This is a genomic window from Flavobacterium terrae, from assembly GCF_900142035.1.
GTDB classification, from domain to species: Bacteria; Bacteroidota; Bacteroidia; order Flavobacteriales; family Flavobacteriaceae; genus Flavobacterium; species Flavobacterium terrae.
In genome coordinates this window covers 89194-103701 of sequence record NZ_FQZI01000006.1, presented here as the reverse complement: position 1 = coordinate 103701, position 14508 = coordinate 89194, and the positions used below count along the sequence as shown (strand labels likewise).

Genomic DNA, 14508 nt, shown 5'->3' with positions numbered 1-14508 from the left:
TGGTAATTAAATATTTATTACTACTTTTGCACACCTTTTGGTGAGTAGAGTTTCCCTTAGGTATCAATCATTTATGTAAAACACTTCTGTTGTTTTCTATCACTTTTAGAAACTCAAGAAAATGCAGAATACAAATTATTTATCAGACATGTCTGAATTAAACAAAACACAAGAGGATTTTTTATCAACTTTTAACTGGCATAACTATGCTGAAGGAATTGATGCTGTTGATGAAAAAAACTTAAGAGAATTTGAAGAATTAGTTGCTAAAACTTTCATTTCAACTGACCACGAAGAAGTTGTAGAAGGAGTTGTAGTTAGAATCACTGAAAGAGATGCTATCGTTGACATCAACGCTAAATCTGAAGGTGTAATTTCTTTAAATGAGTTCCGTTACAATCCAAACTTAAAAGTAGGAGACAAAGTAGAAGTATTAATCGACGTTCGTGAGGACAAAACAGGTCAATTAGTATTATCTCACCGTAAAGCTCGTACTATCAAAGCTTGGGATAGAGTAATCGCTGCAAACGAATCTGGAGAAATCGTTAATGGTTTCGTTAAGTGTCGTACTAAAGGTGGTATGATCGTTGATGTATTTGGAATCGAGGCTTTCTTACCTGGATCTCAAATTGACGTTAAACCTATCCGTGACTACGATCAATATGTGAACAAAATGATGGAATTCAAAGTTGTTAAAATCAACCACGAATTCAAAAACGTTGTTGTTTCTCACAAAGCGCTTATCGAAGCTGATATTGAAGTACAGAAAAAAGAAATCATTGGTCAATTAGAAAAAGGACAAGTATTAGAAGGTGTTGTTAAAAACATTACTTCTTACGGTGTATTCATCGACTTAGGAGGTGTAGACGGATTAATCCACATCACTGACTTATCTTGGTCAAGAATCAATCACCCATCTGAAGTTCTTGAATTAGATCAAAAATTAAACGTTGTAATCCTTGATTTCGATGATGAGAAAACAAGAATCCAATTAGGTTTAAAACAATTAAACGCTCACCCTTGGGATGCTTTAGATGCTAACTTAAAAGTTGGTGACAAAGTTAAAGGTAAAGTAGTTGTTTTAGCTGATTACGGTGCTTTCATCGAAGTTGCTGAAGGAGTAGAAGGTTTAATCCACGTTTCTGAAATGTCTTGGTCTACACACTTACGTTCGGCTCAAGATTTCGTGAAAATTGGAGATACAGTTGAAGCAGTTATCTTAACTCTTGATAGAGAAGAAAGAAAAATGTCTTTAGGTATCAAACAAATGACTCAAGATCCATGGACAGACATTACGTCTAAATATCCAGTAGGTTCTAAGCACACTGGTACAGTTAGAAACTTTACAAACTTTGGTATTTTCGTAGAATTAGAAGAAGGTATCGATGGTTTAGTTTACATTTCTGACTTATCTTGGACTAAGAAAATCAAACATCCATCTGAATTCATCAATGTTGGTGAGAAATTAGATGTAGTAGTATTAGAATTAGATGTTGACGGACGTAAATTATCTTTAGGTCACAAACAAACTACAGCTAATCCTTGGGACAAACACGAAGATGCATTCGCTGTAGGAACTATCCATAACGGTGTTATTGCTGAAATCGTTGACAAAGGAGCTACTGTAGATTTCGGAGATGATGTAGTTGCTTTTATCCCAACTCGTCACTTAGAAAAAGAAGATGGTAAAAAATTGAAAAAAGGTGAAGCTGCTGATTTCAAAGTAATTGAATTCAACAAAGAATTCAAAAGAGTAGTGGCATCTCACACAGCTATCTTCCGTGAAGAAGAAGAGAAAAATGTGAAATCATCTGTTGAAACTACATCTTCAAGCAACAATGCACCAGCATCTACTTTAGGTGATATTGATGCATTAGCTGAATTAAAAGCTAAAATGGAAAAAGGAGGAAAATAATTCTTTCTTGACTGAATAAGCAAAAGCCTCACATTATTGTGAGGCTTTTTTTGTTACTTTTGCACCACTAAATTTTCCTTAATGAAAAAAATCTACTTTTTAGTATTGGCTTTATGCCTTTTTGCAAGTGCTAATGCTCAAATTATTAACTTTCCCGATCCAAATTTTAAAGCAAAATTGATTGCTTTAGGTCATGATACAGATTCTGATGGGGAAATTAGTCAAGAAGAGGCATTTAATACTTATAGTTTAGATATAAGTTCTTCATATATTTCAGATTTGACAGGGTTGAATTATTTTTTGAATCTTGATAATTTTATATGTAATAACAATCCGATTAATTCAATAAATCTATCTGGTTTTCAAAATTTATCTTCAATAGAGTGTAATAATAATAATAATCTTACTAGTGTAATAGTTGCTAATAATCCTAATTTATTAGGAATGAATTTTTATGGAAATAATCAATTAATAAGCTTGACAGTTTCAAATTTACCTCAATTGGTTAATTTTACTTGTTCTAATAATCAATTAACAAGTTTAGCTCTTTCTAGTTTGCCTAGATTGTCGGAATTATATTGTTCGAATAATCAATTAGAAAGTTTAACTCTAAATAACTTACAAGAGTTAACTCATTTGTATTGTCAAAATAATAATCTAACATCTTTGGACTTGTCAAATTTAGGAAGTCAACTTGGAATAGCTTTAACTCTTTGGTGTCAATCAAATTCTTTAACAACTCTTAATTTATCAAATGTTTATTTGGATGAATTAGATTGTAGTAATAATTTATTAACATCTATAGAAATTCCAGATCAAAACAATATCGGAATATTGTTTTGTGGCGATAATCCCAATTTAAAATCAATTATTTACAAAAAACCAAATGGTAGTTTGTCTTTTACACCAACTTCGATTTTAGAATATATTTGTGTTGCTGAGGATCAAATTGAAGACCTTTCTAACTATCTTAATAACAATGGTTTTAATAATATTGTTGTAAATTCCTATTGTTCGTTTACGCCTGGAGGACTATTTTACAACATTCAAGGAAATAGTAAATTTGATGAAAATAATAACGGCTGTGATGCTTCTGATGTTGCATTATCGAATCTAAAGTTCAATATCACTAATGGAAGCATTATTGAAAGTTTTATTGCTAATGTTTCAGGGAATTATTCTATTCCAGTTCAGGCAGGAACTCATGCAATTAACCCTATTTTAGAAAATCCAAATTATTTTAGCATTACTCCATCGACAGTTAACGTCACTTTCCCAACACAAACTAGTCCATTTACTCAAAATTTTTGTGTAACTGCTAACGGAGTTCACCCTGATTTAGAAGTAACTATTTTGCCATTAAGTCCTGCTCGTCCAGGTTTTGATGCTACATATAAATTGGTCTACAAAAACAAAGGTAACACAACACAATTTGGAACTGTAAATGTAGTTTTTAATGATGCCGTATTAGATTTTGTTGTTGCTAACCCAGTAGTAACAAGTCAAACAGTAAATAATCTATCTTGGAATTTTACCAATTTATTGCCTTTTGAAACCAGAGAAATTACTTTCACTTTGAACGTTAATTCACCTATGGAAACACCAGCAGTTAATGAAGGAGATGTTTTAAACTATACAGTGACAATTACTTCACCAGAAACAGATGATTTACCAAATGATAATACTTTTGTGCTTAATCAAACGGTTGTAAACTCTTATGATCCTAATGACAAAACATGTTTAGAAGGCGCAACAATACCGCCAAGCAAAGTAGGAGACTATGTTCATTATATGATTCGCTTTGAAAATAATGGTACTGCTAATGCTCAAAACATTGTGGTTAAAGATATGATTGATACAAATAAATTTGATATTAATTCATTAGTTCCAATTAAAGGAAGTCATTCGTTTGTAACTAATATTTCTGCAGGAAATAAAGTCGAGTTTATTTTTGAGAACATCAATCTTCCTTTTGATGATGCTAATAATGATGGTTATGTAGCTTTTAAAATTAAAACGAAACCAACATTAACTAACGGTGATACATTCAGTAATTCAGCAAGTATTTATTTTGATTATAATTTTCCAATTGTAACGAATACTGCTACAACTACTATACAAGCATTAAGCCGTCAGGATTTTGAGTTTTCTACTTATTTTAAAGTATATCCTAATCCAGTAAGTACTACTTTAAATATAGATGCTAAAGATACTATTCAAATTAGTTCAATCAATATTTACAATACGTTAGGGCAATTGGTTTTAGTTGTGCCAAATGCTCAAGATGTAAAAACTGTTGATGTTTCTAATTTGACTTTAGGAAATTATTTCATAAAAATTAATTCTGATAAAGGAACCTCAAATACGAAGTTTATAAAGCAATAAATAAGCAAAAGCCTCACAGAAATGTGAGGCTTTTTTTTGTTACTTTTGCACCACTAAATTTTCCTTAATGAAAAAAATCTACTTTTTAGTATTGGCTTTATGCCTTTTTACAGGTGTTAAAGCACAAATAATTAATTTTCCAGATGCGAATTTAAAATCCAAGCTAATGATGTCTGGTACTGGAAATTTAATTGCAGTAAATTTCAGTGATGCAGGGTTTAAGATTGATGTCAATAATGACGGAGAAATTGAAGTAGCGGAAGCATTGTTGGTCAAGAAATTGAGTATTGGAGGAGACTCTGCTGGCACTCCTTCTTTAATCGCCAATCTTACGGGAATTGAAAATTTTACCAATCTTCAGGAATTGTACTGCAGTTACAGTCCTGCTTTTACCGGATTTAATTTTAATTCCTTAACAGCATTAAAAAAATTAAGTTGTACTAATACGGCGATGGCTGCTTTAGATGTTTCGGCATTAGTTAATTTACAAACTTTGAATTGTTCCAATAATCCTAGCCTCGCTTCTTTGAATGTGAATGGGTTGATTAATTTAACATCACTTAGTACAAGCAACTGCCTCCTTACTTCTTTGGATGTTTCTAGTTTGGTTAGTCTTACTCATTTGTCTTGCTTTAGTAATCAACTGACAAGTCTTAATCCTAGTAACTTGTCTAATCTTAATTATTTAGGTTGTTTCAATAATCAGTTAACGACTTTAAATACAATGGGTTTAGGGAATCTTAGTAGTATTGATTGTCGGAATAATCTGCTTGCGGCTCTTGATTTAAGCCAAGTGTCGACTATAGCTGGTTACTTGTATCTTAACTGTTCGGATAATAGACTGACAACTTTAGATTTAAGTTCTATACGTAAAATAAATCAGTTGAATTGTCAGAACAATCCCTTTTTGGAATCGTTAATACTTAAAAACGGGACACTTCCCGATGATACTGTTGTTTTTTCTAATTGTCCAAACTTGCATTATGTATGTCAGGATGAATACTATGTGTACCAGATTCAAAGCTTAATAAATCAGTACGGTTATACTAACTGTACGGCGAATTCGTATTGCTCAATGGAACCTGGCGGAGTATTTTATACAGTTCAAGGCACAAGCAGGGTTGATACTCAGAACAATGGTTGTGATGCGAGCGATTTTCAGTTTCCGTATTTAAGATTTACAATAACGGGAGGAGTAGATGCTGGAAGTTTTATTGTTAATGCTTCCGGAAATTATGCGATACCTTTGCATGATGGATCACATAATATAACCCCTTATTTAGAAAATCCTGGATATTTTTTTGTTGCTCCTCCTTCGGTTAATGTGAATTTTCCGATACAGGCTAGTCCGTTTACCCAAAATTTTTGTATTACTGCCAATGGTGTGCACCCTGATTTAGAAGTTTCTATTTTACCAATTAATGCTGCTCGTCCTGGATTTGATGCAATATATAAGTTTGTTTACAAAAACAAAGGAAATACGACTCAGTCAGGAACCGTAAATGTAGTTTTTAATGATGCTGTTTTAGATTTTGTCTCTGCGAATCCAGTTGTAACAACTCAAACGGTTAATAATTTGACTTGGAATTTTACCAATTTATTGCCATTTGAAACCAGAGAAATTACTTTTACTTTGAATGTTAACTCTCCAATGGAAACACCTGCTGTTAATAATGGAGATGTTTTAAACTATACAGCTACAATTACTTCGGCAGCAACAGATGATATGCCAAATGATAATACTTTTGTGTTTAATCAAATGGTTGTAAACTCTTATGATCCTAATGACAAAACGTGTTTAGAAGGCGCAACAATACCGCCAAGCAAAGTAGGGGACTATGTTCATTATATGATACGATTTGAAAATAATGGTACTGCAAATGCTCAAAATATTGTGGTAAAAGATATGATTGATACAAATAAATTTGATATTAATTCATTAGTTCCAATTAAAGGAAGTCATTCTTTTGTGACTAATATTTCTGCTGGAAATAAAGTCGAGTTGATTTTTGAAAATATTAATCTTCCTTTTGATGATGCTAATAACGATGGTTATGTGTCTTTTAAAATTAAAACAAAACCAACTTTAACTAACGGAGATACATTCAGTAATTCAGCAAGTATTTATTTTGATTACAATTTTCCAATTGTTACTAATACTGCTACAACAACAATTCAAGCCTTAAGCCGTCAGGATTTTGAGTTTTCTAATTACTTTAAATTATTTCCTAATCCTGTAAGTTCTACTTTAAATATCGAAACTAAAGATAGTATTCAAATTAGTTCAATCAATATTTACAATACGTTAGGGCAATTGGTTTTGGTAGTGCCAAATGCTCAAAACTTAAAAATGGTTGATGTTTCAAATTTGAGTTCAGGGAATTATTTCATCAAGATTAATTCTGATAAAGGAACCTCAAACACGAAGTTCATAAAACAATAAAAAAAAGTCTCACAGTAATGTGAGGCTTTTTTTGTTATATTTACTTTTTAAAATTCCTAAATGAAGAAACTCTACTTACTGCTCATTGCATTGTGCTTTGTAGGAATAGCAAATGCACAGATTATTAACTTTCCGGATTCTTATTTTAAACAAAAATTACTAGAAGCAAGTTCTACAAATACAATTGCCAAGGATTTAACTGGAAATTATTTCAAGATTGATGCTAATAACGATCAAGAAATACAGGCTAGTGAGGCCTTAAATGTAAGCTACCTTAATGTATATGGCTCGTATGTGGGTTCAATGACTGGATTGTCATATTTTACCAATATTAAATATTTGAGCTGTTGTGCAAATCATATTGAAATGTTAGATTTAACAGGTTTGACATTATTAACTGATGTATATTGTTGTGACAACCAAATAACGTTTTTGAATTTGAATGGGTTAACAAATTTGAAAAATTTACATTGTTATGACAATCATTTAACTTCTTTAGATTTGACTGAATTTTCTCAGTTAACTGATCTTCAATGTGGTAGAAATGAATTGATATCTTTAGATGTTACAGGATTATTGAATCTTAAAAACATTGATTGTGAATTAAATCAATTGACATCATTAAATGTAAGTAATTTGACTGCTCTTGAAACTATGAATTGTGGTAGTAATCTATTAACGTCATTAAATCTTAACGGTGCTGTTAATCTTAAAAAATTGCATGCACAATTTAACCATCTCACGACATTAGATATGTCGGGTTTAATTAACCTTTTAGAAATTAATGCAAGCAATAATTTATTTGCGACTCTTAATTTGAATGGGTTAATAAATCTTAAATCATTCACCTGCTGTTATGGTCAATTAATATCATTGGACATAAGTGGTCTGAATAATCTTGATGGGATTTATTGTTATTATAACCAAATTACTTCATTAAATTTAAGCGCATTACCGGCTTTAAGATTTCTGCAATGTAATAATAATCAGTTATCTTTTTTAAATGTAAACAGCCTAAGTAATTTGATTCAACTAGATTGTTCAAACAATCAGTTGACTACGTTGGATATAAATTCACTGACGCAGATCAATCAAATTAATTGTTATTTAAATCAGTTAGAATCGATAAATTTAATAGGTTTAACAAGTCTTCAAAGTTTGGATTGTCGTTTTAACCAATTAACTTCATTAAACCTTGACGGACTAACAAATTTATCCTCTCTGTGGTGTGCTGATAATGATATAACTACCTTGGATTTTGCAAATAATGATATTTGGGATTTGCGTTGTTCGGGTAATCAGTTAACAACACTAGATCTGAGTAATGAAACAAATCTTACATATTTTTATTGTGAAAATAATGAGTTAACGTCTTTATTTATTAAAAACGGCAATAATGAATCTGAATTATTTTTCTCGGGGAACCCAAACTTGAATTTTATTTGTGCTGATGAAGAACAGATTATACAAGTCCAAAATAAAATAACAGAATACGGATATGCAAATTGTAATGTCAATTCCTATTGTACATTTTCACCTGGGGGAACTTTTTATACGTTTAGAGGAAATAACAGGTATGATGAAAATAATAACGGATGTAGCGCAGCTGATCAGCAATACCCTAATTTGAAATTGCAGATTGAAAACGGTATAAATACAGTAAATCTGGTTTGTGATGAAACTGGTGGTTATTATTATGATGTACAATCTGGAACTTACAGTATAACACCAGTATTGGAAAACCCTTCTTATTTTAATGTTTCTCCATCTACTGTAGATGTTACTTTCCCTACTCAAACAAGTCCATTTACACAAAATTTCTGTATTACTGCAAATGGTGTACATCCAGATTTAGAAGTTTCTATTTTGCCAATTAACGCAGCTAGACCTGGTTTTGATGCAACATATAAATTGATTTATAAAAACAAAGGGAATACTACTCAGTCGGGATCGGTTAATTTAGTTTTTAATGATGCGGTTTTAGATTTTGTTTCAGCAAGTCCAGTTGTTACAATTCAATCAGTAAATAATTTATCTTGGAATTTTACGAATTTAGCACCTTTTGAGTCTAGAGAAATAGCTTTTACATTGAATGTTAATTCTCCTATGGAAATTCCAGCAGTAAATGGAGGAGATGTTTTAAACTATACAGTGACAATTACTTCACCAGCAACAGATGATTTACCAAATGATAATACTTTTGTGCTTAATCAAACGGTTGTGAACTCTTATGATCCTAATGATAAAACCTGTTTAGAAGGAGCTACAATTCCACCAAGTAAAGTTGGAGGTTATGTGCATTATGTGATTCGTTTTGAAAATAATGGTACTGCTAATGCTCAAAACATTGTGGTTAAAGATATGATTGATACTAATAAGTTTGATGTTAGTTCATTAGTTCCAATTAAAGGAAGTCATTCTTTTGTGACTAATATTTCTGCTGGAAATAAAGTCGAGTTGATTTTTGAAAATATTAATCTTCCTTTTGATGATGCTAATAACGATGGTTATGTGTCTTTTAAAATTAAAACAAAACCAACTTTAACTAACGGAGATACATTCAGTAATTCAGCAAGTATTTATTTTGATTACAATTTCCCAATCGTGACTAATACTGCTACTACAACAATTCAAGCCTTAAGCCGTCAGGATTTTGAATTTTCTACTTATTTTAAAGTATATCCTAATCCAGTAAGTACTACTTTAAATATAGATGCTAAAGATACTATTCAAATTAGTTCAATCAATTTTACAATACGTTAGGGCAATTGGTTTTAGTTGTGCCAAATGCTCAAAATGTAAAAGTTGTTGATGTGTTTGGTTTAGCACCTGGTAATTATTTCATTAAGATTAATTCTGATAAAGGAACCTCAAATACGAAGTTTATAAAACAATAAACAAAAAAAGCCTCACATTTCTGTGAGGCTTTTTTTGTTACTTTTGCACCACTAAATTTTCCCAAATGAAAAAAATCTACTTTTTAGTATTGGCTTTATGCCTTTTTACAGATGTTAATGCCCAAATAATTAATATTCCAGATGCTAATTTTAAAGCTAAGTTGTTGGCAGCAAGTCCAAATTATTACATCGCCAAGAATTTAAGTGGTTCTTATTTTAAAATCGATGTAAATAATGATGGTGAAATTCAATTAAGTGAGGCTCTAGAAGTTAGTTACTTGAAGGTTGATGCAGCTGGGATTTTATCACTTAATGGGATTGCGAACTTTACTAATCTTAAACATTTGGAATGTCAGAATAATCAGTTGACAAGTTTGGATTTGATAAATCTGATAAATTTAGAATATTTAAGATGCGATACAAATTATTTAAATAATTTAAATGTTAGTGGTTTAATTCATTTAACTCATTTGTTATGTAATAACAATCAATTGATTAACATAGATTTCAGTGGATTGATAAGTATTACTCATATGATTTGTAGTAATAATCAATTTACGAATTTAAATCTTACTGGTTTAGCCAATCTAATCAATTTATCTTGTGATTACAATAGTCAATTGACAAATTTGAGCGTAAATGGGTTAAGTAATCTAAAATACTTATATTGTTCTAATAATGTAGAATTGACTACCTTAAATGTTAGCGGTTTAGTTAATCTTCAACATTTTTATTTTAACAATAATAGTCAACTGACAAGTGTTGATATAACGGGTTTAAATAATCTTATACGATTAGAATGTCATGATAACAGGTTAACTAGTTTAAATTGTAATGGTTTAACAAATCTTGAAGTAATTATTTGTAGTAATAATGAATTGACAAGTATTAATCTTGATGGATTAGTTAATCTTTCTGATTTATATGTTAATGATAACTTACTTACAAGTTTAAATCTAGATGATCTTGTTAGCCTAGACAATATTTATTGTTATAATAATCAACTCACTTCGTTGTACATGAAAAATGGTAGGTTTCAATTGCCTTTCTTGAATAATAACCCAAATCTTGTTTTTATTTGTGCTGATGATTCAGAAATAGAGGATGTTCAATATATTTTAAATACACTTAATTATTTTAATTGTCAAATCAACTCTACCTGTTCAATTGGATTAGTTAAAATGTATCCTAATCCTGTTAGTGATATTTTAAAAATTGTAACGAATGAGAACGAAAAAATTAATTCAATAAACATCTATAATACTTTTGGGAAGTTAATTTTGATAATTTCAAATCCACAAAACATAAAAACTGTTGATGTTTCAAATTTGAGTTCAGGGAATTATTTTATCAAAATAAATTCTGATAAAGGAACCTCAAATACAAAGTTTATAAAACAATAATTTTAGTCCCGATTTAATCGGGACTTTTTTTATCAAAAAAAATCCTTAATTTTACACTCCAAACACAACTAACTACAATGAGTCAAAAAACTTTGCTCACAGCTACAGAAGTCAATATTATACTTCATCGTTTGGCTTGTCAATTAATAGAAAATCACCTTGATTTTAGTAACACGGTTTTAATAGGTATTCAGCCTCGTGGTACACAATTAGCTTCTCGATTAAAACAAATTTTACAAGAAGAATATCAAGTATCAGAAATTGCTTTAGGCTTTTTGGATATTACTTTTTTTAGAGATGATTTTCGCCGTGGAGAAACTCTGGAAGCAAACAAGACCCAAATCGATTTCTTAGTAGAAAACAAGAAAGTCATTTTTATTGATGATGTGCTTTATACGGGAAGAAGTATTAATGCAGCACTTTCGGCAATACAATCTTTTGGTAGACCAAAAGAAGTAGAACTACTGGTACTTATTGATAGACGTTTTAGTCGTCATTTACCTATTCAGCCAGATTATCGTGGCCGACAAGTAGATGCTATCAATAACGAAAAAGTAGTGGTAAAATGGAAGGATACTTCGGCACCGCTCAGTGAACAAGGTGAGGACTCAGTAGAATTAATAGCAAAATAAAATGAAAGAATTAAGTGTAAATCATTTACTAGGAATTAAATACATTACAGAAGAAGATATTCAACTGATTTTTGAAACCGCAGATCATTTTAAAGAAGTTATTAATCGTCCCATAAAAAAAGTTCCTTCACTTAGAGATATTACTATTGCCAATATATTTTTTGAAAACAGTACAAGAACAAAACTTTCGTTTGAATTAGCTCAAAAAAGACTTTCGGCTGATGTGGTTAATTTTGCTGCATCAAGTTCTTCGGTTACTAAAGGTGAAACGCTAATAGATACTGTAAATAATATTCTTTCGATGAAAGTTGATATGGTAGTAATGCGTCATTCATCTCCAGGAGCAGCTGTTTTTCTTTCAAAAAATGTTAATGCAAGTATTGTAAATGCCGGAGATGGAGCTCATGAACATCCAACACAAGCTTTATTAGATGCTTATACTATTCGTGAAAAATTAGGTGATGTTGCTGGAAAAAAAGTAGTTATAGTAGGGGATATTCTTCATTCAAGAGTAGCGCTTTCAAATATTTATTCTTTACAAAAATTAGGAGCGCAAGTTAAGGTTTGTGGGCCAAATACATTAATTCCAAGATACATCAGAGAACTTGGAGTAGAAGTAGAACCTAATTTACGAAAAGCGTTAGAATGGTGTGATGTAGCAAACATGCTAAGGGTTCAAAATGAGAGGTTAGATATTAGTTACTTCCCTTCTACAAGAGAATATGCAATGCAATATGGACTTGATAAAGAGCTTTTAGATTCTTTGAATAAAGAAATAGTTGTGATGCATCCCGGACCTATAAATAGAGGAGTAGAGATCACAAGTGATGTTGCAGATTCTAAACAATCAGTTATTTTGAACCAAGTTGAAAATGGTGTGGCTGTTCGTATGGCAGTTATCTATTTATTGGCATCTAAGATTAAACAATAATTAGTTCCAATAAATCATTTTTCAGATTTAAGATTATAGAATAAATAAACAAACTGTTTGTTTAGATTTAAATTCTGTTTAAATTAGCATACGAGAATGAAATAATATACAATGAAAGTTGATCATAAAGGACATACAACTATAATAAAAGATACTGAGGGTGATTCATTAACATTTCTAGAAAAAGTAAGCAATCAATTTCAGACTTACAAAGAAACCAATGTTATTTTGGATATTTCTCATGATACATCCGTAGATATAAAGTCGATTAAAAACTTTGTTGATTTGGCTAAAAAATTTAAAAAGGAAAAAAAATCTTTTGTAATTGTTGCTGAAGGAATTGATTTTAATGATGTTCTGGTTTCTTTGCATGTTGTTCCTACTGTTTTAGAAGCACATGATTTAATTGAGATGGAAGAGATTGAACGTGATTTAGGATTTTAATTTTTTAAAATATATGACAATAAAAAAAGGAACTCAATTGAGTTCCTTTTTTATTATGATTTATTCGTCTTCGTCTTCATCATCGTCACTACCTCCATCAGAATCTTCGTCTTCATCATCTTCGTCGTCATCAACATCCTCTTCTTTAGAAGTTTTTTCATCATCGTCATCATCATTAGAATCAATTTCTAATTCTTTTAATGCGTCTAACGTATCATCTCCTCCATTTTCGATATCATCGTCTTCATCATAGTTTTCGATTCTATCAGCCAGTTTAGTACTAACTTTTACAAGATAAATAGTATCTTCAGTTTTTACTTCAACAGCTTCAATAGTTTCGTTTTTAGCATTCTTGAAACGGATAATATCTGAATCATCGTAACCATCAGGAAACTTTTCTACTAATAGGTTTAAAATTTCGCTTGTTAATTTTGAATAATCAACTATAACTCTTTTCATATATGGGGTATTCTAATTATTGTCCTAAAACGTATGCAAATATAAGAGGTGCAACGATAGTTGCATCAGATTCTACAATAAATTTTGGGGTAGTTATATCTAATTTACCCCAAGTGATTTTCTCATTAGGAACTGCTCCCGAATAAGATCCGTAACTTGTTGTTGAATCTGAAATCTGACAGAAATATGCCCAAAAAGGAACGTCGTGCATTTCCATATCTTGATAAAGCATTGGTACAACGCAAATAGGGAAGTCTCCAGCGATACCTCCACCAATTTGGAAGAATCCAATTCCTTTTCCTGAACAATTATCTTTATACCAATCAGCAAGCCACATCATGTACTCAACACCACTTTTCATAGTTGTAGCTTTGAATTCTCCTTTGATACAGTATGAAGCAAAAATATTACCCATTGTACTATCTTCCCATCCAGGAACAACAATTGGTAAATTCTTTTCAGCAGCAGCAACCATCCATGAATCTTTTGGATCAATTTCGTAGTATTGTTGTAATACTCCAGTATTAATCATTTGGTACATAAATTCATGAGGAAAATATCTTTCTCCTTTTGAATCAGCATTATTCCAAATATCGAATAAATGTTGTTGTAAACGACGGAAAGCTTCTTCTTCAGGGATACAAGTATCTGTTACACGATTATAATGGTTTTCTAATAAATCCCATTCTTCTTGTGGAGATAAATCACGATAGTTAGGTACTCTTTTGTATGAATTATGAGCTACAAGGTTCATAATGTCTTCTTCTAAATTAGCACCAGTACATGAAATAATATGTACTTTATCTTGACGAATCATTTCAGCTAATGATTTTCCTAATTCAGCAGTACTCATTGCACCAGCCAAAGTAATCATCATTTTTCCGTTATCCAATAAATGCTCTTCATATCCTTTTGCAGCATCTACTAAAGCTGCAGCATTGAAATGAAGGTAATGCTTTTCAATAAATTGACTAATTGGTCCTTTGCTCATTTTGTTTG

At 31.0% G+C, this 14508-nt stretch carries 11 protein-coding genes; 9 read left to right on the top strand and 2 right to left on the bottom strand.

The window, feature by feature from the left end:
• Window positions 1-148: 148 nt before the first annotated feature.
• From rpsA to BUC09_RS13475, 9 genes are all read left to right on the top strand, one after another.
• Window positions 149-1915: a 30S ribosomal protein S1 gene (gene rpsA / locus BUC09_RS13515; protein ID WP_073312175.1), complete on the top strand. Its 1767-nt coding sequence runs from the start codon at window positions 149-151 to the stop codon at window positions 1913-1915.
• An 81-nt stretch (window positions 1916-1996) separates the two neighbouring features.
• Complete coding sequence (locus tag BUC09_RS13510) at window positions 1997-4300, top strand: DUF7619 domain-containing protein (protein WP_073312139.1); 2304 nt, start codon at window positions 1997-1999, stop codon at window positions 4298-4300.
• Window positions 4301-4367: 67 nt separating this feature from the next.
• Window positions 4368-6743 (top strand): DUF7619 domain-containing protein, encoded by a 2376-nt coding sequence (locus BUC09_RS13505; protein ID WP_073312138.1) that lies wholly within the window; start codon window positions 4368-4370, stop codon window positions 6741-6743.
• A gap of 60 nt (window positions 6744-6803) precedes the next feature.
• Complete coding sequence (locus BUC09_RS13500; protein ID WP_073312137.1) at window positions 6804-9506, top strand: DUF7619 domain-containing protein; 2703 nt, start codon at window positions 6804-6806, stop codon at window positions 9504-9506.
• Window positions 9507-9523: 17 nt separating this feature from the next.
• Entirely contained in the window at window positions 9524-9640 is a 117-nt protein-coding gene (locus tag BUC09_RS15035; protein ID WP_394333007.1) for a T9SS type A sorting domain-containing protein, read from the top strand.
• Between the two features lie 65 nt (window positions 9641-9705).
• Window positions 9706-11043 (top strand): T9SS type A sorting domain-containing protein, encoded by a 1338-nt coding sequence (locus tag BUC09_RS13490; RefSeq protein ID WP_073312136.1) that lies wholly within the window; start codon window positions 9706-9708, stop codon window positions 11041-11043.
• Window positions 11044-11120: 77 nt separating this feature from the next.
• Window positions 11121-11675 (top strand): bifunctional pyr operon transcriptional regulator/uracil phosphoribosyltransferase PyrR, encoded by a 555-nt coding sequence (gene pyrR / locus BUC09_RS13485; protein WP_073312135.1) that lies wholly within the window; start codon window positions 11121-11123, stop codon window positions 11673-11675.
• Between the two features lies 1 nt (window position 11676).
• Window positions 11677-12606, top strand: a complete 930-nt coding sequence (locus BUC09_RS13480) for an aspartate carbamoyltransferase catalytic subunit (protein ID WP_073312134.1) — start codon at window positions 11677-11679, stop codon at window positions 12604-12606.
• A 111-nt stretch (window positions 12607-12717) separates the two neighbouring features.
• Window positions 12718-13050 carry a ribonuclease Z gene (locus tag BUC09_RS13475; protein WP_073312133.1) on the top strand — a complete coding sequence of 111 codons (333 nt, stop codon included), beginning with the start codon at window positions 12718-12720 and terminating at the stop codon, window positions 13048-13050.
• A 60-nt stretch (window positions 13051-13110) separates the two neighbouring features.
• Here BUC09_RS13475 and BUC09_RS13470 read toward each other — a convergent pair whose 3' ends face one another.
• Both BUC09_RS13470 and BUC09_RS13465 read right to left on the bottom strand, forming a co-directional pair.
• The gene (locus BUC09_RS13470) at window positions 13111-13509 is read right to left on the bottom strand and encodes a DNA primase (RefSeq protein WP_073312132.1); all 399 of its coding nucleotides are present in this window, start codon (window positions 13507-13509) and stop codon (window positions 13111-13113) included.
• Window positions 13510-13525: 16 nt separating this feature from the next.
• Window positions 13526-14500 carry a deoxyhypusine synthase family protein gene (locus BUC09_RS13465; RefSeq protein ID WP_073312131.1) on the bottom strand — a complete coding sequence of 325 codons (975 nt, stop codon included), beginning with the start codon at window positions 14498-14500 and terminating at the stop codon, window positions 13526-13528.
• Window positions 14501-14508: the final 8 nt, after the last annotated feature.